Origin of the sequence: Rhodovulum sp. P5 (genome assembly GCF_002079305.1) — a bacterium.
Classification (GTDB): Bacteria; Pseudomonadota; Alphaproteobacteria; order Rhodobacterales; family Rhodobacteraceae; genus Rhodovulum.
Genome location: NZ_CP015040.1, coordinates 28,534 through 46,522 on the forward strand (window position 1 = coordinate 28,534; position 17,989 = coordinate 46,522).

General features: G+C 65.8%; 15 protein-coding genes and 1 pseudogene. All 16 read right to left on the reverse strand.

Features of this window, described 5'->3' with window-relative positions; translation table 11 throughout:
* Positions 1-16 precede the first annotated feature (16 nt).
* A complete protein-coding gene (locus RGUI_RS19815; RefSeq protein ID WP_081536209.1) occupies positions 17-520 on the reverse strand; it encodes an acetone carboxylase subunit gamma in 504 nt (167 codons plus the stop codon).
* Between the two features lie 59 nt (positions 521-579).
* On the reverse strand, positions 580-2,889 hold the full coding sequence (locus RGUI_RS19820; protein WP_081536210.1) for a hydantoinase B/oxoprolinase family protein: 2,310 nt from the start codon (positions 2,887-2,889) through the stop codon (positions 580-582).
* Between the two features lie 14 nt (positions 2,890-2,903).
* Positions 2,904-5,057: a hydantoinase/oxoprolinase family protein gene (locus tag RGUI_RS19825; protein WP_081536211.1), complete on the reverse strand. Its 2,154-nt coding sequence runs from the start codon at positions 5,055-5,057 to the stop codon at positions 2,904-2,906.
* Positions 5,058-5,182: 125 nt separating this feature from the next.
* On the reverse strand, positions 5,183-6,766 hold the full coding sequence (locus RGUI_RS19830; protein ID WP_253799343.1) for a sigma-54-dependent Fis family transcriptional regulator: 1,584 nt from the start codon (positions 6,764-6,766) through the stop codon (positions 5,183-5,185).
* A gap of 451 nt (positions 6,767-7,217) precedes the next feature.
* Positions 7,218-7,607, reverse strand: a complete 390-nt coding sequence (locus tag RGUI_RS19835) for a DUF934 domain-containing protein (RefSeq protein WP_081536212.1) — start codon at positions 7,605-7,607, stop codon at positions 7,218-7,220.
* Positions 7,604-8,338 carry a phosphoadenylyl-sulfate reductase gene (locus RGUI_RS19840; protein WP_081536213.1) on the reverse strand — a complete coding sequence of 245 codons (735 nt, stop codon included), beginning with the start codon at positions 8,336-8,338 and terminating at the stop codon, positions 7,604-7,606. Before RGUI_RS19840 ends, RGUI_RS19835 begins: the two co-directional genes overlap by 4 nt.
* Positions 8,328-9,977 carry a nitrite/sulfite reductase gene (locus RGUI_RS19845; protein WP_081536214.1) on the reverse strand — a complete coding sequence of 550 codons (1,650 nt, stop codon included), beginning with the start codon at positions 9,975-9,977 and terminating at the stop codon, positions 8,328-8,330. The genes RGUI_RS19840 and RGUI_RS19845 overlap by 11 nt, the downstream gene beginning before the upstream one ends.
* 22 nt (positions 9,978-9,999) lie before the next feature.
* Complete coding sequence (locus RGUI_RS19850) at positions 10,000-10,314, reverse strand: DUF2849 domain-containing protein (RefSeq protein WP_081536215.1); 315 nt, start codon at positions 10,312-10,314, stop codon at positions 10,000-10,002.
* The gene (cysG, locus tag RGUI_RS19855) at positions 10,314-11,705 is read right to left on the reverse strand and encodes a siroheme synthase CysG (protein WP_081536216.1); all 1,392 of its coding nucleotides are present in this window, start codon (positions 11,703-11,705) and stop codon (positions 10,314-10,316) included. Before cysG ends, RGUI_RS19850 begins: the two co-directional genes overlap by 1 nt.
* 344 nt (positions 11,706-12,049) lie before the next feature.
* Positions 12,050-12,439 carry a type II toxin-antitoxin system VapC family toxin gene (locus RGUI_RS19860; protein ID WP_081536217.1) on the reverse strand — a complete coding sequence of 130 codons (390 nt, stop codon included), beginning with the start codon at positions 12,437-12,439 and terminating at the stop codon, positions 12,050-12,052.
* Positions 12,436-12,666, reverse strand: a complete 231-nt coding sequence (locus RGUI_RS19865) for a type II toxin-antitoxin system Phd/YefM family antitoxin (protein WP_081536218.1) — start codon at positions 12,664-12,666, stop codon at positions 12,436-12,438. Before RGUI_RS19865 ends, RGUI_RS19860 begins: the two co-directional genes overlap by 4 nt.
* A 132-nt stretch (positions 12,667-12,798) precedes the next feature.
* Positions 12,799-13,707, reverse strand: a complete 909-nt coding sequence (locus RGUI_RS19870; RefSeq protein ID WP_081536219.1) for a pirin family protein — start codon at positions 13,705-13,707, stop codon at positions 12,799-12,801.
* 235 nt (positions 13,708-13,942) lie between these two features.
* Positions 13,943-15,375: pseudogene (locus RGUI_RS19875) on the reverse strand (aldehyde dehydrogenase family protein).
* An 89-nt stretch (positions 15,376-15,464) separates the two neighbouring features.
* A complete protein-coding gene (locus tag RGUI_RS22270) occupies positions 15,465-16,004 on the reverse strand; it encodes a hypothetical protein (protein WP_253799346.1) in 540 nt (179 codons plus the stop codon).
* 44 nt (positions 16,005-16,048) lie between these two features.
* Positions 16,049-17,695, reverse strand: coding sequence for a hypothetical protein (locus tag RGUI_RS19885; RefSeq protein ID WP_253799348.1), 1,647 nt, complete (start codon positions 17,693-17,695; stop codon positions 16,049-16,051).
* A complete protein-coding gene (locus RGUI_RS19890; protein ID WP_081536220.1) occupies positions 17,688-17,954 on the reverse strand; it encodes a hypothetical protein in 267 nt (88 codons plus the stop codon). The genes RGUI_RS19885 and RGUI_RS19890 overlap by 8 nt, the downstream gene beginning before the upstream one ends.
* Positions 17,955-17,989 lie beyond the last annotated feature (35 nt).

Below are 17,989 nucleotides of genomic sequence, written 5' to 3' on the forward strand. Positions count from 1 at the left end.
GCCGCAGCACTTGCGATCAGGCCGCCCGCGCCGGGATTTCCAGCCCCAGCCATTCGGTATAGAAGGCGTCGATATCCGGCTCGAAATCATGGATCACCGGATACCAGGGCGTCGGCGCCTCGACATCCAGCAGGTCGCCCGAGAGCGGGCAGTAATATTCGCGGATCACCTGCCACTCGGTCGAGGGCGCCATAAGGCGGGGATAGATCTCCTCCATCTCCTCGGGCGTCTCGCGCACCCGCATCACGGCGTGCAGCTTCCAGTTCTCGCGCCAGTCGCAGAATTCATGGCCCGCATGGGATTTCACGACCCATTTGTGGTCGTCCTTGCGCTGCACGATGTAAAGCTTCGGCCCCAGCGGCAGGATGATCTTGTCCTCCCACGGCACCTGTTCCTGCAACACCTCCAGATACATCACGAAGCGTTCGGCGTCCTTGGGGGTTGCCAGCATCGTGTGCAGCGTGTCGCGGTCGATCTTGCCATCGACCAGGTCCTTGATCTTTGCCTTTGTGTAAGCCATCGGTTTTTCCTCCGGAAAAATTGGGCGGGCGCCGCGCCGGGCACGGCACCCGCGGGGCATCATTCCTCGACGAACTGGACGGTCTTGACGTCCGGCAGTTCGGACAGGTCCATGGAATAGTCGCGCCCGTAGGACGGGATCGGCAGGTCGGCCTCCATCAACTGCCAGTCGATGGGCAGGTCCCAGAACTTGCGGAAGCCTTCCTCCCATTTCGGACCGAGTTTGAAGGAGGCCGCGTACATCTGCTGCACCTGCACGCCGGCCTCTTTCTTGAGGATCCGCTCGCGTTCGCCGGCCATCCAGTCCTTGGTGGGCACGGCCTTGGCCAGGCGGTCCTTCCGAATCTCGGCGCGGCGTGCCGTCGTCGCGTCCGCATCGGCGGTGAACAGACCATCCGCGCCCTTCGCCAGCACCACGCCATAGACGCTGTCCGCAAACCGTTCGACGAGGTAGCCGCCGTTGACATCCGCGGCCACGGCCTCTGGGTCGCGGTCCAGCGGGTCGCCGAAACCGGGGCCGCCGCGCATGTAGTTGAGGTAGAGGTCATAGTCCTCGAACATCGCCTCGGTGGTGATCGCCTGCTTGTCGCGCTTGATCCGGGCGCCGTCCAGCATGCCGTCCCAGGTGGGATTGCCGGGATCGGTATCGCCGCCATGGGGGATGTCCCCACCCTTGGCGATGATCTCCTTCAGGCCGGTCTCATGCGCCTCGAACCGATAGCCGGAGGCCGCCGGATAGCCACCCATCAGCCCCCAGTCGGAACTGATATGGCCATTGCCCATGAAGAACATGGTCCAGTCCTTGGCGTTCCAGACCATGCGCAGGCTTTCGAACCCGCAGCCACCGCGATACTTGCCCGCGCCGCCCGACGATGCCTTGATCTGGCGCCCCAGATAGACCAGCGGCTCGGCCAGTTCCCAGATTTCCATGTCGCCCATGTCGCCTTCGGGGTTCCAGATGGCGGCCGCGTGGCTGATGCCGTCGCCGATGGCACTGGCGCCGACCCCGTTGGCCGCACATTCGAACGAGTTGACGGCGTGGATCTCGTCATACTGGTTGAAGCCGCCACCCTGCAGCCAGTTGGAGGTATTGGCATTGCCCGCGTTCACCTCTTCCAGATACCCCCGCCCGAAATAGCTGCGCGACAGGCCGCGCCACAGCGCCGTCCAGGACGACACCAGGAAGTGCCAGCTATAGGCAAAGGCCACGCGCCGGTCGTCGGGGTTCATCCATGTGCCCTTGGGCAGGCGGAACTCGGTGCCATAGGCCGCACCGTCATTGATCATCTCGGTCGGGATCAGGGTCTGGGTCATCATCACCCAGATGCCAGAAGTGAAGCTGACCGAATGGGCGTTGTAGGTGTGCCAGCCCCACCGGCTCGACCCCTCGAAATCGAGCCGCCATGTCCCGTCCTTGCGGATCGTCATTTCCGACGGCGTGTGCATGATCGTGTCGACCTTGGCAAAGTCCGACGGCACCCGCACGTCCTCGTGGCTATAGGGCACGTCGACGAAGCCCACCTGACGGTACTTGCCGGGAATGGTCATCGCCTTGATCCGGTTTTGCAGCCCGATCCGGCCATGTTCCACCGCCTCGTAGGAGAATTTCCAATAGGCCTCGATCCCCTCTTCGGCGATCACCTCCTCGACCAGCTTGCGGATCATGTGGCAGCCCGCGATCCGGGTGCGTTCGTCCAGCATCCAGTAGCGGGTGGTCCGCACCGAGCGCTGGCTTTCATGCAGCCAGTCGCGGAACAGCGTGTCGTTCTCACCCACCTTGCGGCAGGTCACCGAATAACCGTCGCCAAACCGCTGCACCTGCCCCGTGGTCATCGAGCCCGGGCCAACCGCCCCGGTGTCGATCACGTGGGTCACGCCGCCGACCCAGCCGATCAACTCGCCCTCGTGAAAGATCGGCACGATGGTGTGGATGTCGCAGGGATGGACGTTGCCGATCAGGCTGTCATTGTTGCAGAAGATATCCTTGTCCTTGATGCCGGGGTTACTCTCCCAGTCGTTCTCGATCATGTATTTGATCGCGGCCCCCATGGTGCCGACATGGATGATGATCCCGGTCGAGGTCAGGATGCTGTCGCCCGCCGCGTTATAAAGGGTAAAGCACAGCTCCCCTTCCTGCTCCACGATGGGTGAGGCCGCGATCTTCTTGGCGGTTTCGCGGGCATCGACGACGCCGGCGCGCAGCCGCGAGAACAGCTTGTTATACATGATGGGGTCGCTGTCGCGCAGCTCCATCTTCTTCAACCCGGCATAGTGGCCGGTCTGTTTGGTGGCCTCCATGATGCCGTCGCGGTGCTGTTTCAGCGTATCGCCGCCACGGACGATGCCCTTGAAATTCGTTGGCGCGTTCATGTGCGTTTCCTCCCTCACACTTCTTTCAGGTGGAACAGGCGGTGCCCGTCCAGCCAGGTTTCGAACCCGTCAGGCACGACAAAGGTCGTCGCGTCGGATTCGATGATCGCGGGGCCCGTGATGCGGTTGCCGGGCAACAGCTTTTCCATCTGGTAAAGCTGGGCATCGACCCACCGCTTCTTGCGATAGAACTGCCGCGTGCCAAGGCGCGCATCGGCGGGCGGGGCCGCGTCGCCTTCGGCTTCCTTGGGGATGTTGGGTTTCGGGATCGGGACGGTTCCGCGCATGATCGCGCCAGTCACCGAATAGCCAAGCTCGGGCGAGCGAGCAGAGGCCGCATAGACCCGGCCATAGGTGTCGTTGAACGCCTCGACCAGCTTGTCCCAGTCGGCCGCCGTCCTGGCCGCCTGAATCGGGCTTTCGATCTCCAGATCGTTCAACTGGCCCCGGTACTGCATCCGGAAACCGGGCTGAAGCTGCACCTGATCGCGGGAATAGCCGTTCAGCTCGAATTCTTCGAGAACCCGTTCGGTCAGTTCGTGCCACGCGTCGTTCAGCGTCTTCGCCTCATGGGCCTTCAGGTCGTCCGATCCATCCTCGGCGATGTTCAGGTCCAGCGACTTGTCATAGCGGTATTCGAAATCCGCCGCCGCGCAGCCGAAGGCAGAGAAGCCCGCGGCCCAGGCCGGCACGATCACGTCCTCAAAGCCCAGCCCCTCGGTATAGCCATAGGTGTGCACGGGCCCCGCCCCGCCATAGCTGAAGCAGGTGAAGGAGGACGGCGAATACCCCTTGCCCGAAATCATCGAGCGCAGGTAGTCGCGCAGGTCGCTGTCGAGCAGTTCGATCACCCCGGCGGCCGCGTCCTCGACCGTCAGCCCTAGCGGGTCGGCGATCTGTTCCTTCATCGCGTCCCAGGCGCGCTGGCGGTCCAGCTTGACCTGCCCGCCAAGGAAATTGTCGGGGTTGAGGTAACCGAGGATGACGTGGCAGTCGGAAATCGTCACCGTCTCGATCCCGCTGTCGGCCCAGCAGACGCCCACGCGGTAACCGGCACTGTCCGGTCCCAGCTTGATCGCCTTGGTATAGGGGTCGAGCCGGATGAAGCTGCCGGCGCCTGCCCCGACCGAGTCCATCGCGACCAGCGGCAGCGACAGCACCAGCCGCGCCATGTCGGGGTCGTTGCGGATCGTCAGCTCGTTCTGGGTGATGAGCGCCACGTCAAAGGAGGTGCCGCCGATATCGGAACAGGCGATGTTCTTGTAGCCCAGCACCTCGCCCAGATACTTGGCGCCGATCACACCGCCAATGGGGCCCGACACGATCGTCCGCGCCAGTTCCTTGGCCTTCCACGAGATCGTGCCACCATGGGTCGCCATCACCCGGAAATCGAATTTCGATCCGTTGTCCTTGAACGCGCCCGAGATCTTTTTCAGCGTCTGGCGCGAGGGTTCGGCGGCATAGGCCTCAAGGATCGTGGTGTTGGTGCGGTGGGTTTCCTTGCGCACCGGGTAATAGTCGGTCGAGGCGAAAACCGGGATCTCCTTACCCGCCTTTTCCAGTTCCTCGGCCACGATGTCACGCACCCGGCGTTCGTGACCGGGGTTCTTGTAGCTGTGCAGAAGCGAGATCACGATCCCTTCGACATCTTCGGCGATCAGGTCTTGTGCCGCCTGCCGCGCCGTGTCCTCGCGCAGGGGGATGACCACGTCGCCGAACATGTCGACCCGCTCCATCACACCGCGGGTCAGGTGGCGCGAAACCAGCGGTTCGTCGTAGTAATGGGTGTTCAGGTGAATGCGGTCCTCATAGGCGAAGCCCAGATAGGCCTGGATCGCGCGGCCCATGCGGTGGAAATCCTCCATCCCCGCATTGACGATCAGCCCGCATTTCAGCCCCTTGCGCTGGACCACGCGGTTCAGCATCGCGGTGCCGGAATAGACGCCCGTCTGGATCGAGGACAGCGCCTCCTCAAGGCTCAGCCCCCAGTGCTGCAACCCCTCGCGGCTGGATTCAATCAGGCCAAGCGCCTCGTTCTGCGGCGTCGATTGCGCCTTGCCGACCACGAAATCCCCGTCGGCATCGACGAAGAACGTGTCCGTCATGGTTCCGCCCGCGTCGATGCCAAGCACCTGCACGGATCGGGTGTTTTCCCTGTCCAGTGGCATGGATGTTCCTCCCTCTCTGTCAGCCGCCCCGGAACGGGCGCGGCATGAGGGAAGGCTAGACGGGGCGTTCTGTCCGGGGCTGTCCGATTATCGTCCGGCCCGACGGACATGCCGCGGACGCGCGATCAGGGCTTTCGCACCCGCGGCACACCATAGCTGTCAAGCTTGAGGTAAAGGGTAGACCGGGCGATGCCCAGCCGCCGCGCCGCCTTGGTCAGATTGCCGTTCTCGGCCTCGATCGCGCCAAGGATTTCAAGCCGTTCCTTGTCGCGCAGGGTCTCTTCTCCGCCGCCACGCGGGCTCTGGCGGAATTCGGGCGGCAGGGTCCGTTCGTCGATCAGCCCCGTGGGCGACAGCGCGTCCAGCGCGGCAATCAGGTTGGTCATCTCCAGCAGGTTGCCCGGCCAGGCATAGGACGTCATCGCCGCCATCGCGCCAGAGGTGAATTTCAACTCCCGCCCCTGCCCCTCGGCCGCATGGCGCAGCACAAGTTCCCTCAGCAGCGGCGCGATCTCGTCGGGCCGGTCCCGCAGGGGCTGGATTTCCAGCTTGGCCCCGGCCAGCCGGTAATACAGGTCGCCGCGAAACGCGCCCTTCTGCATCTCCTTGTAAAGCGGCCGCGTGGCCAGCGCCATGATCCGCATGCCCGCGCGAGAGACATCTTCGACGAGGTTCAGCAACAGCTTCTGCACCTCGGGCGTCGCCTCGCACGGGCCGTTCAGGCACAGCACGCCATCAGTCGCCCCGATCCCGCCCGTGGCCACATCCTCGCGCAGCCGGTCGGGCGTCAGGCGGGAACAGTCGATCAGTTCGAACGGCCCGTCGGCATGGGCGCTTGCCCGGTGAATGGCCCGCGCCAGATAGGTCTTGCCGGTGCCGGTCTCGCCCTCGATCAACAGCGGGATGGCGGTCTGGGCCAGCCGCTGGGCCTGCGAACTCAGATGCGAACTGGCCACCCCCGCCGCACCGATCTTGACCAGATCGGGACAGGACTCGCCCCCATGCAGGCGCGTGCGGCGCAAGGAAATCAAAACGCCGATGGCGTTCTGTTCCGACTCGATGACCTCCATGTCGGTGCCGGGCAGGCAATCGGCCAGCGCCTCGGCAATGGTGTCGGGGGTCTGGTCGATCAGGTTCGGGATGCGGTCTCTCAGGGCGCTCATGGCGCGGTCATCTTCGCAGAACCGCAGAAAGTTCTCGGTCGCGAAGACATCGGCGCCGCTGCGGTCCATGATCAGCATCGGCTCGTTCCCGCGGCGCAGGCGGCGCAGATGCAACTGCTCCATCAACAGTTCCCGCTCCCGGGCCAGAAGCCGCGTCAATTCGGACTCGACCTGCAGTGCCAGCGCCGCCGACAGCGCCATCGCATTAGCCTGCGGCAGCGCACTGGGCCAAGAGATATCCATCACCCCAAGCAACAGGCCCGTGCCCGGATCGGTGATCGGCGTGGCGGCACAGTTCCAACGCTGGATTTCCTCGCAGAAATGCTCGGCCCCGCGCACCTCGACCGGGCGTTCCAGCGCGATGGCCGTGCCGATCGCATTGGTCCCGATGGCATCCTCCGTCCAGTGGCCGCCAAGATGCAGGTGGTTTTCGCGCCCGCGGGCAAGCGTCGCCTCATCCCCGACGGCATCCAGCACCACGCCAGAGCGGTCACACAGCAGCAAGATGTTGTCGGTGTTGCCCAAAAGGCTCCCGGCCTGATCCAATGCGGCCCGCGCCCCACTACACAGGCGCCGCGCCAGCGCCCGTTGGTCAACAACTCTTCTTCCGTCAGCAGCGGCGCGTGCTTGAGCTTTTCGATCCGCCGCCCTGCCGAGCGTTGCCAGCTTTGCAGGACCTCATGACGAATATTCGGGGGAACACGGCCGACGGCCATGAACTCCTCCCAATCGCATTTCCTGATGCGGTGTGCCATCTGCTCCTCCCCGAACGAATGGCCGATCTCTGTCGGAAAGCCGTTTTCCCCAGGCTGGCGGAACTCCCTTCCACAAGAAAGCCTGCGCGGGCTGTAAACAGCGCGCGCAATCCAAGTATCATAGCGAACTGCCGAACGGCAAAGTGTCCGATTTTCGGACGCCGGCGGGCTTTCGCGGCCACGGGGGTGACATGCCCTGTCGGAAAGGCCCGTTGACCCGCACTTGCCCGCGGACGCCGCCCTTAGCGAAAACCAAGCCGCTCCCGGTACCCGCCCTGCCCGGCACCGTCCACGGGTCGGACATGGACGTCCCCTGCCCCATCGGCAAGCTCCACCTCGTCGAACCCGGTGCGCCAGGCGTGGCGAACCTGGTCGGGCAGAACATGGCCCGAGGCCCGCAACCGCCCGGCAAACCCCAACTGCCGCAGGCGCCGGGCCAGCGTGAACCCGCGCCCATCCGCGAAATGGGGAAAGACGATCCGCACGACGCCCGCATCCTGTACCCTGTCCAGCACAGCGGCGGCATCGGCGCTGTGTGGCACGTCCACCCCGCCCTGCCCGTCCCAGCTGTCAAGCGGGGCGAAGCCCGTGTCATCGGTCGAAAGACCCTCCGCAGTCAGTATCGCTGTCATGCCGCATTCTCCCTGCCGGGGTCGCGCACGACCCGCCCGTCGATAAAGTGGATTCCGCATTCGACCTTGTCGACCCCCCGCCAGCGTCCGGCACGTGGGTCCTCCCCCTCTCCCACCGGCGTGGTGCAGGGCGCGCAGCCAAGCGAGTGGAACCCGCGCGCCACAAGCGGATGGCGCGGCAGCGCGTGATCGTCCATGTAGCTCAGCGTGCGGTCCCGCGACCAGTCGGCCAGCGGATTGACCTTCAGCCGCCCCTCTCCGTCCTGCTCGAACAGATCCAGACCCGCACGAGTGTCTGATTGGTAGCGCTTGCGCCCCGAAACCAGCACATCCCACCCGGTCAGCGCCCGGGCCAGCGGCCGGACCTTGCGCAGACCGCAACAGGCGTCATGGTCCGCCCGGTGCAGCGCGCCGTCCGGGTCTTCGGCGGCCAGGTCTGCCGGGTCGGGCGTGATGCGCACGATGTTGGACAGGCCCAGCCGGGCGGCGATCTCCTGCTGATAGGCCAGCGTTTCGGCAAACAGCATCTCGGTATCGACGAACAGCACCGGCGCCTCGGGGTCGGCCACCGCCCACATGTGCAACAAGACAACGGACTCCGCCCCGAAGCTGGACACAAGGGCAGAGCGTCCGCCAAACAGCCCCGTGGCCGCATGGGCGACGATTTCCGTGGCCTCCCGCCCGGCGTAAAAGGCGTTGAGCGCGCGCAGGCGCCGGCGATCAGGCTGCATTGCGGCGCCCCTCCCCATAGACGGCGGCGCGGAACGGCGCGGCGCCAAGCCTGCGGCAGGTCATCAGGAACGTCTCGTCCGCGCCCAGGCGCAGGTCGAGATAGGCGCCGATCAGACGCTCCACCGCCGGGACGATCTCGTCATGGGCAAAACCGGGGCCAAGCCGTTCGCCGATGGCGGCATTTTCGGTGCCGTCACCGCCAAGGGTGATCTGATAGCTTTCAACCCCCGCCTTTTCGAGCCCGAGAATCCCGATATGGCCGACATGGTGATGCCCGCAGGCATTGATGCAGCCCGAGATCTTGATCTTCAGCGGCCCGATATTCCGTTGCGCGTCCAGATCGGCAAAGGCTTGCCCGATCGCCTGGGCCACCGGGATCGACCGGGCGGTGGCCAGCGCGCAGTAATCCATCCCCGGGCAGGCGATGATGTCGGAAATCAAACCCGCATTGGCGGTGGCAAGCCCGGCCTTGTGCAGGGCCCCATGCACCGCGGCCAGATCCGCGCGCCGAACATGGGGCAGGATGATGTTCTGCTCATGGCTGATGCGCAACTCGTCATGGCTGTAGGTCTCTGCCAGACCGGCCAGCACCCGCATCTGCTCCGCGGTTGCATCGCCCGGCGTCGCGCCAATGCCCTTCAGACTGACCGTGACGATGGCGTGATCGTCCCGCCGATGCGCGGTGACATTGCTGTCGATGAAGGCCCGCAGCACCGGGTCGCGCACCTCCGGCACCGGGCCGGGGCGGAAGGCAGGCGGGCGAAACCCATCGGCGATGCGCCCGGCAATCGCGGGCGGGACACCGGCAAACTGCGCCTTGCGATGCAGGAACTCGGCCGCGACGCGGTCGCGCAAACTGTCAAGCCCCTCTTCGTGGACAAGGATCTTGATGCGCGCCTTGTACTTGTTGTCCCGCCGGCCATGCTGGTTATAGACCGCAAGGATCGCTTCGAGATAGGGCAGCAGATCGTCCTCGGGCACATATTCTGCCAGCACCTTGCCGATCATCGGGGTCCGGCCCAGCCCGCCGCCGACGACGACCTCGAACCCCGGTTGGCCGTCGCGCAGCACCATCCGCAGGCCGATATCATGGGCCCTTGTCACGGCGCGGTCATTGGGGCTGCCGGTCACGGCGATCTTGAACTTCCGCGGCAGGAACTGAAATTCGGGGTGATCGGTCGACCATTGCCGCAAAAGCTCTGCCACCGGGCGCGGATCGGCTATCTCATCCGCCGCGGCCCCGGCGAAATGGTCGGCGGTGACGTTGCGGATGCAGTTCCCGCTGGTCTGGATCGCGTGCATCCCCACATCGGCCAGCGCGTCCAGCATATCCGGCACATCCATCAGCCGGGGCCAGTTGAACTGGACGTTCTGGCGGGTGGTGAAATGGCCATAGCCCTTGTCCCACCGATCGGCGATATAGGCCAGTTGCCGCATCTGGCGCGCGTTCAGCGTGCCATAGGGGATCGCCACCCGCAGCATGTAGGCATGCAGTTGCAGGTAAAGCCCGTTCATCAGGCGCAGGGGCTTGAACTCCTCCTCGCTCAGGCGGCCGTCCAGACGGCGCGCCACCTGATCGCGGAATTCGCCCACGCGCGCCCGCACGAAGGCCGCGTCGAAATCGGAATAGCTGTACATGATGCAATATCCTTTTCGCGGGTCAGGCGCGTGCTGCGCCGTCTTCCTGTTTGCCGTGGGGATAGTTGGACGGGCCGCGGCTGCGGAACGCCTCGCGGAAATGAACGGGCACGGGGCGGCCGTCTGCATCCAGCTCCGCCCCGGCCAGATAGGGGCCGACGACCTTTGCCGCCTGCGCCTCTGCCTGTCGCAGCATCTGCCGCGCCTCGGCCGCGTCCCGGGCGACATGGGCATCGCCATGCCACCGCGACCACCCGCCATTCTCGGTCAGGTAGACCGCGTCGCCCATCAACAGGTCATTCGCCGTCACGATCTCGGGCCGGGTCGGTTTCGCCATCACAGGACCTCCTTCATCTTCTGAACCGGGGCCGCTAGCGCGGCGGCATCCCGCGGGGCAAGCCCCAGCATCAAGACCGCCGGCCCCTCGACCCCCGCCAGCGCGTCGGGCAACTCGATCAGCCGCGTTGCAATCAACCGCTGGTCGGGGCGAGAGGCGTTTTCGATCACCGTCACCGGGGTGTCCTCCGCCGCGCCATGCATCATCAGGCGCCCGCGCAGAAAGGCCGCCGCGCGCTTGCCCATATAGATGCCGGCCACCGCACCGGGCCGGGCCAGGCTGCGCCAGTCCTGTTCGGCAAAGCCGGCCATGTCATGGCCGGTCAGCAGGCGCACATCCTTGTTGCGCCCCCGCCGCGTCAACGACCGGCCAAGCGCGGCCGACGCGGCCGAGGCCGCGGTGATGCCGGGCACCACCTCCCACCCGATGCCCGCCGCCGCGCAGGCGTCGATTTCTTCTTCCACCCGTCCGAAGACCGCCGGATCGCCCCCTTTCAGCCGGGCGACCTTCAGCCCCTGCCCGGCCCTCTCGACGATCAGGGCGTTGATGTCGTCCTGCCGCCAGGACGGGCCGAAACCGGTCTTTCCGACGTCGATGAACTCCGCCTCCCGCCGCGCAAGCTCCAGGATTCCGGGGCCCACAAGCCGGTCATGGATCACCACATCGGCCTCGTGCAGCAGGCGCCGCGCCTTCAGCGTCAACAGCTCTGGGTCGCCCGGCCCCGCACCGATCAGGGCGACATGGCCTTGCGGGGTCTCGCCCCCCGCCTGCGCGAGCAGATCCTGCAACAGGCGCTGCGCCCCGGTCTCTCCGCCTTCGGCCAGCGCGCGGGGACCGGCCCCGAAGAAGAACCGTCCCCAGAACCGGCGGCGCACCGCACCGGCAGGCAGGTGATCCACCGCCGGGCGGAACCCCTGCGCGACCCGGGCCAGACGCCCAAGGGACGCCGGCAACATTTCCTCGATCCGCCGCTTGATGTCCCGGGCCAGAACCGGGGCGGCCCCCTCGGTCCCGATGGCGATGGTCACGGGGTCACGATCGACAATGGCGGGGGTGATGAACTGGCTGTCGGCAAGGTTGTCGACGATATTGGTCAGAACACCGGCGCGATGGCCCATTTCGGCGGCACGGGCATCCTCTGCCGCCTCGGCATTCGCCGCATAAAGCAGAGCGGCGCCCGGCAGGTCGCGCTCCTCGACCCTCCTCGGCAACAGGCGCAGGCGCCCCGCCGCTGCCCAACCCACGACAGTCGGGTCCGGGGCCGTTCCGCAGACAAGGATATCGGCCTGCGTCTTCAACAGCAGGCGCAGCTTCGCGACCGCGCATTCCCCCGCGCCAGAGACGACAACCGTCCGGCCGGCGAGATCCAGATAGATCGGAAAGTGGCGCATATCCTTGACCCCTGCATGGTGGTGATGCCTGGGGTCAGTATAGAATATTGTTCCTATATGATGCTATATGACGAACCACAAAGGAATGACGTACCGACCAATGGCGGCCATAAAGGCATTTTTGTTCTGCTTTGCCGGTATCACGGAATGACAGGCGCACGGGCCGCCGCATCGCGGCACAGGGTCATCCGCGCCCGAACCCCGCCTGCCCCGGAAACCCGGCCATCCACGCCGCACGGCACAGGCACCGGGGCTGGTCCGCCCCCATTTGCGAATTCGGAATCTTCAGGAAACGCAGCGGCCACGCCCCTGTTTCGCGCCGTTTGGTATGCTCTTCACCCGGTTCAGCCCCAAACCCGCGCCAACCCCAGCACGTCGAACGCGGCGTCGGCAGAGACGAGCGCCAACCCCTCCTGCCGCGCCACAACGGCGATCATCCGGTCGAACGGGTCGCGGTGATCCCAGTCCAGCAGCGCAGCCTCCAGCGCCGCGGCGGGCGACAGCGGGATCAGGTCGAACCCGTCGGCAAGCGCACGATCCACAAGCCCCAATGCATGGGGCGCCATTTCGGGCCATTTGCCCAGCCGCACCTTCTGGCCGATTTCGTAGAAAGACATGACGCTGACCGCCGCCCGCATGCTTGCCCCGATGCGGTCGCGGGCCGTCCCCGGCAGGCGGGGATCGTCGGTCAGGACCATGGCAAAGGCGTTGGTGTCAAGCAGCAGCGCCGTCAAAGCGCGCCCCAGTCGCGCAACTCATCCTCTGACAGCGGCGCGAGGAAGGCCTCGGGCGGCGGGGCGACCTCTCCCTTCAGGCTGCCGATCCGCACGGCTGACGCGCGCACGGGCACAAGCTCTGCCGCCGGGCGCCCATGCCGGGTGATCACCACCCGCTCGCCCCGCGCCACCGCTTCAAGCAGCTTCGACAGGTTGGTCTTGGCTTCGTGCACGGAGGCCTGCATGGGGCGACCCTTTTCTGACTTGGCTATAGTCTGGTCATATTTCAGGCGCGTTTCAAGCATCCCCGCCCCGGGACACCGGAAAAAAACGTGCGGCGCGAGACCGCGCCCCACCGCCGGCCGCAAAAGGCGCCCTCAGGCCTGCTTGATGAACGTGCCGTTGTTAAGCTCCTCGAACGCCTTCTTCAGTTCGGCGCGCGTGTTCATCACGATGGGGCCATGCCAGGCCACGGGTTCCTTGATCGGCCGGCCGGTCATCAGCAGAAACCGGATCCCCTCATCCCCGGCCTGAACCGTGATTTCATCGCCCGCGCCAAACCGGACCAGCGTGCGGTTCCCGGTCAGGTCGCGGAGTTTCAGTTCGGCCCCGCGATACTCCTTCTCGACCATGATGCCCACCGGATCGCTTGCATCGCGGAAGGTGCCCGACCCCGCGAAGACATAGGCCAGCGCATTGGCCCGCGTGTCCACCGGCAGAACCTTGCGCCGCCCGGCGGGCACCGAAATATCAAGCAGCATCGGATTGGCGGCGATCCCGTCCACCGGGCCGGTCTTGCCCCAGAACGACCCGATGATCACCTTGACCACCGTGCCGTCATCGTCGCCCTCGACCGGAATGTCGTTGGCGGTGATGTCCTGATAGCGCGGGTTCGTCATCTTGAGCGCGGCGGGCAGGTTCGCCCAAAGCTGGAACCCGTGCATCTGCCCCTTGGCATTCCCGGACGGCATTTCCTGATGCACGATCCCCGACCCGGCGGTCATCCACTGAACCCCGCCGGGGCCCAGCACACCGCGATTACCCAGCGAATCCGCGTGTTCCACAGTTCCGTCGAGCACATAGGTGATGGTCTCGATCCCGCGATGGGGATGCCAGGGGAAGCCCTTGGAATAAAGGCTGGGATCGTCGTTCCGGAAATCGTCCATCATCAGGAACGGGTCGGTCAGCGACGGATCGTCGAACCCGAACACCCGTTGCAGATGAACACCCGCACCTTCCAGCGTGGGCCGGGCCGTGCTGGTGGCGGCGACCGGTCTGAACGTCATTGAACCCTCCTGTGTCTGTCTCGACCTCAAGATGGGGCCGTTGCGGAGAGATTCATATCGGCGAAGATTCGGCAGCAGATGTGCGATGGCGCGCACTGCCCAGGGTGGCGACCCTCTCCATCTGCTCGGCGGACATCGGCATGGCCCATGCCAAGGGACATCTGGGCAAGGATCGCCAAGCGGCTTGGTCACGGACCGCCTGCGAATATCCGATGCGCTAAGGGAATTGGGCCTGTCAGCTTCCGCCGAAATGCAGGCTCTTGATCTCCTGATAGTCCTCGATCCCCGGCAACCCGCCTTCGCGACCGTTGCCGGACGCCTTGTAGCCGCCGAAGGGCGTGCCCCATCCCAGGCCGCCCCCATTCACATGCACCGCGCCCGCGCGCAGGCGTCGGGCCACGCGCTCTGCCCGGTCGGGGTCGCCGGTCTGGATATAGGCGGCAAGACCGTAGTCGGTCGCGTTGGCAATGCGGATCGCGTCGGCCTCATCCTCGGCGGGCAGGATCGAAAGGACCGGGCCGAAAATTTCCTGCCGGGCGATGGTCATGTCGTTGGTGACATCGGCAAAGACCGTGGGCCGGGCATACCAGCCGCGCGCGCAGTCGGGCGGACGGCCCGGCCCGCCAGCCACCAGGCGCGCGCCCTCGGCCATGCCGGCCTCGATCAGCGCCTGCACGCGGTCCCACTGGATCCGGTCGTAAAGCGGGCCCAGATGGTCGCCCTCCTGTTTGGGGTCGCCGACCGTCGTCGCCTCGGCGGCGCTTTGCGCGATCTCGACCACCTCGTCATAGCAGGCGCGCTCGACGATCAGCCGGGTCGGTGCATCGCAGGACTGGCCGGTGTTGAGGAAACATTCGGCCACGGCATAGCGCACCCTGTCCTCCAGGTCGGCGCCACAATCGGCAAAGACAAGGTTGGGCGACTTGCCGCCCAGTTCCAGCGTCACGCGCTTGACCGTGTCGGCGGCCGACTTCGTGACCGATATCCCGGCGCGGGTCGATCCGGTGAACGAAACCATGGCGAGTGCCGGGTGCCGCGCCAGCGCATCGCCCACCTCCGGCCCCGTGCCGAAGATCAGGGCGAAGGCGCCGGGGGGCACGCCCGCCTCGTGCAGGATTTCGGCATATATCAGGGCTGACAGCGGCGTGTATTCCGACGGTTTCAAGACGGCCGGGCAGCCCGTGGCAAGGGCCGGCAGCACCTTCAGCGCGATCTGGTTGACCGGCCAGTTCCACGGCGTGATCAGACCCGCCGGACCGATCGGTTCGCGTGTCAGCGTGTCGCCATTGGGCAACTGCCAACGCTCTTCCTGCGCTTCCAGTGCCTCGATAAAGCCGTCCGCATGGCCGATGCCCGCCTCGGCCTGCATGTCGCGCGACATGGTGATCGGCGCGCCCATTTCGCGCGTCATCGCCTGGGCCAAGTCTTCCTTGCGCGCCGCGGTCAACTCGCGGATGCGGCGCAGCAGGGCAAGCCGGTCGGCCTTGCTCCAGAACCCGAACGCCTCGAAGGCGCGCGTGGCGGCCTCTACCGCGCGATCGACATCCCCGCGGTTCCAAGGGTGACGGTGCCGATTTCGCTGTCCTCGGCCGGGTCCGTGATCGGCATGGTGTCACGGCCCATCGGTTCGACCCACGCACCGTCAATGTAAAAGCGGTCGGCGTTCATCGCCCCTCCCTCGTGTCTTGCGCCCCGCTCGGCACGCTGTGCCGAGGGTCGATCTGTTTTTGAAATCTCGTTTGCAGACAGGCCCCTGTCTAGATCGGGCATCCACGGATCGTGCAGACTTCGTGGAAGATCGCGGCCTCGCTGTCTGCATCGATCATCGCTTGCGCTTCGGTCGCCGAGATATGGCAGGTGCCGCCCGCATCGGAATAGAAGGCACAGGTGAAATCCTTGTCGAACCCGGTCCCGCCAAGGGACCGCTCCAGCGCCACGAAGAAGGAAATGTCGGTTCCGGCATGTTGCCGGACGATCTGCGCTTGCAGTTTCTCGGGCTTGTATCCGTTGGCCTCGAACAGGTCGAACAGCACCGGCACACCGACCCGGGCGCCGAAATTCAGGATCACCTCGGCCCCGGGCGCGCAGGAGCGCAGGCGCCGCAACAGCGCCTCGTTCAGCCCAAGGCCCACGGCGTTGAACGGGAAGTCGTCGAAATCGGTCCACGGATAATAATGCGCGATGTGGTCGTCGTCGCGCTCCTCCGCGCCGTCGCCCAGTTTCGTGCGGCTGGAGCGTCGGAAGGCATCGAACCTTTCATCGCCCGGGCAGGCCACCTGCGGCAGGCACCCGATCACCGCATCGGCCTGCTCGACCTCGGCCAGCGCGTCCGGCGTATCGATCAGGCTGACGGCCCGTTGATCGGGTGGAACCGGTGCGCCTGCGCGGGGGCAAGACTGCGCACATTGCGCTCGGCCAGATCGGCCATACGCGGGTCAAGATCGCTGCCCGAGACGCGCGCAGCCCCACACATCTGCAACAGAAAGGCCGCGTTCACCCCGGTGCCGATCCCGACCTCGTAGACACGCTTGCCCGACAACTCTGCCTTTTCAAGCGCCATCTGGAAGGTCTGTGTCCACGGATCGCTCGGGTCGAAGGCGAAATCTGGCGAGTGCGGGGTCACGCCGGTTTCCGTCTCGCGGGAAAGGGTGTCGGTCGCATCTGGATTGGTCATGGGTCTTCCGTGGCAGGGGGGCAAGACAGCGCCGGGAGCGGCGCCGCCATCGTCAGTCAAGCAGCAGGACGGTTCGCGCCGCGCGCGCAAACAGTGATCGGACCGCATCGAGGCCGCATAGCCGCCGGCATTGATCAGGGCGATCACGTCGCCGTCGTCCGGGGCGGGCATCGGGTGGTCTTCGGCCCATTTGTCCAGCGCCTCGTTCACGTTGCCGACGATGGTAAAGCGCGCTGGCGGCGCATCGCGCGGCACCGCCGGCACCGGCTCGCAGGGCAGGTCGTAAAAGGCCGGCTCCATCGCCAGGTTGAACCCCGCGTCGAGCCCGAGAAACTCGACCTCTTTCCGGCGTTCGCGGTAGGTGACGCTGGCCAGCAGCACGCCAGCATCCTTGACCAGGAAATCGCCCGGCTCGACGGCAACGGTCAGCTTTCGCCCACCAAAGGCCGCGGCGATGACAGAGGCCCAGCGGGTCAGGTCAAGCGGGCGGTCCCCGGCGCGGTGCGGCACGCCCAGCCCGCCGCCGATATTCACCTCGGTCAGGTGCGGCAGCCGGTCGGTGAAGGCGCGGCTGGCCGTCAGAACGGCGGCGAACTGCTCCATCTCCCGGTCGAGATAGCCGCAGCCGGCATGGAAATGGATGCGTGCGATCTCCAGCCCGTGCTTTTCGGCGATCTCGATAGCCTCGGACAACCGGTCAAGATAGATGCCGAATTTCGTGGCATTGGCCCCGCTATATTGCAGCATCTCGCTGTCGCCATAGCCGATGCCCCGGTCGGGGTTGATCCGTATTCCGACCTTGCGGCCGGGGCAAAGGCGCCCGTACCGCTCCAGCGCGGCGAGCGAGTCGAAGTTGATGGCGATCCCGTCGAAACGTGCCAAAGCCTCGATATCGGCGGGGCTAAGCGACGTGCCGGTGAACGAAATGTCCTCTTCCCGGAATCCGCAGGCCAGCGCGTGCAGCAATTCCTCGGGCGAACAGACATCTGCCCCGCACAGTCCCCGGCCGGCAAGGTATGACAGCAATTGCGGCGTCCGGTTCGCCTTGATCGCGTAATGGATGCGGTGATCCAGCCCGGCCCCGTCAAGCGCCCTGTGCAACTGGCGCAGCTTTTCTGCCACCCGCGGGGCGCGAACCACATAGGCGGGCGTGCCGACCTTTCTGGCCAGCGCATCCAGATCGGCGGTGCCAAGGTGAAGGCGGCCGCGCCGAAAGGTCAGGTCGTCCCGCTGCCACCAGGGGGCCGTCTTCCCGGGATCTGTCGTATCCGGTTTCCTGCCGAGCGTCGGCGCCGCAACACCGGCCTCAGACATGCCGGATTTCGGCGGCTGCCCCGGCCTGCGCTTTCGGCACCGCCACGCCGGACGTGTCTGCCGAATAGAGCAGCCTGACATCCGTGCTCTCGCCCGTCAGGCTGGCCGAGATGCGATCGGGCTCGCAGCAGGCGCCGTCGACGAGCACGTCAAGCGGCAGGCCGCAATCGCGCCGGCCCACAACCGCCTGTTTGATCCGCAGCACAGTCAGGGGTGCAGACAGCCCGCGGCAATCGATGAAGCTTGTCGGTTGGCTCATATCGCGTCTCCTTTGCGTGTGGTGCGGCCCGTGCC

Excerpts from the sequence above, each read along its gene's own strand:
- RGUI_RS19870 (WP_081536219.1), bottom strand. The coding sequence starts at position 13,707 with ATGACGTTCAGACCGGTCGCCGCCACCAGCACGGCCCGGCCCACGCTG.
- RGUI_RS19865 (WP_081536218.1), bottom strand. The coding sequence starts at position 12,666 with ATGCAGGCCTCCGTGCACGAAGCCAAGACCAACCTGTCGAAGCTGCTT.
- cysG (WP_081536216.1), bottom strand. The coding sequence starts at position 11,705 with ATGCGCCACTTTCCGATCTATCTGGATCTCGCCGGCCGGACGGTTGTC.
- RGUI_RS19845 (WP_081536214.1), bottom strand. The coding sequence starts at position 9,977 with ATGTACAGCTATTCCGATTTCGACGCGGCCTTCGTGCGGGCGCGCGTG.
- RGUI_RS19820 (WP_081536210.1), bottom strand. The coding sequence starts at position 2,889 with ATGAACGCGCCAACGAATTTCAAGGGCATCGTCCGTGGCGGCGATACG.
- RGUI_RS19850 (WP_081536215.1), bottom strand. The coding sequence starts at position 10,314 with ATGGCGAAACCGACCCGGCCCGAGATCGTGACGGCGAATGACCTGTTG.
- RGUI_RS19815 (WP_081536209.1), bottom strand. The coding sequence starts at position 520 with ATGGCTTACACAAAGGCAAAGATCAAGGACCTGGTCGATGGCAAGATC.
- RGUI_RS19885 (WP_253799348.1), bottom strand. The coding sequence starts at position 17,695 with ATGTCTGAGGCCGGTGTTGCGGCGCCGACGCTCGGCAGGAAACCGGAT.
- RGUI_RS19840 (WP_081536213.1), bottom strand. The coding sequence starts at position 8,338 with ATGCAGCCTGATCGCCGGCGCCTGCGCGCGCTCAACGCCTTTTACGCC.
- RGUI_RS19890 (WP_081536220.1), bottom strand. The coding sequence starts at position 17,954 with ATGAGCCAACCGACAAGCTTCATCGATTGCCGCGGGCTGTCTGCACCC.
- RGUI_RS19825 (WP_081536211.1), bottom strand. The coding sequence starts at position 5,057 with ATGCCACTGGACAGGGAAAACACCCGATCCGTGCAGGTGCTTGGCATC.
- RGUI_RS19835 (WP_081536212.1), bottom strand. The coding sequence starts at position 7,607 with ATGACAGCGATACTGACTGCGGAGGGTCTTTCGACCGATGACACGGGC.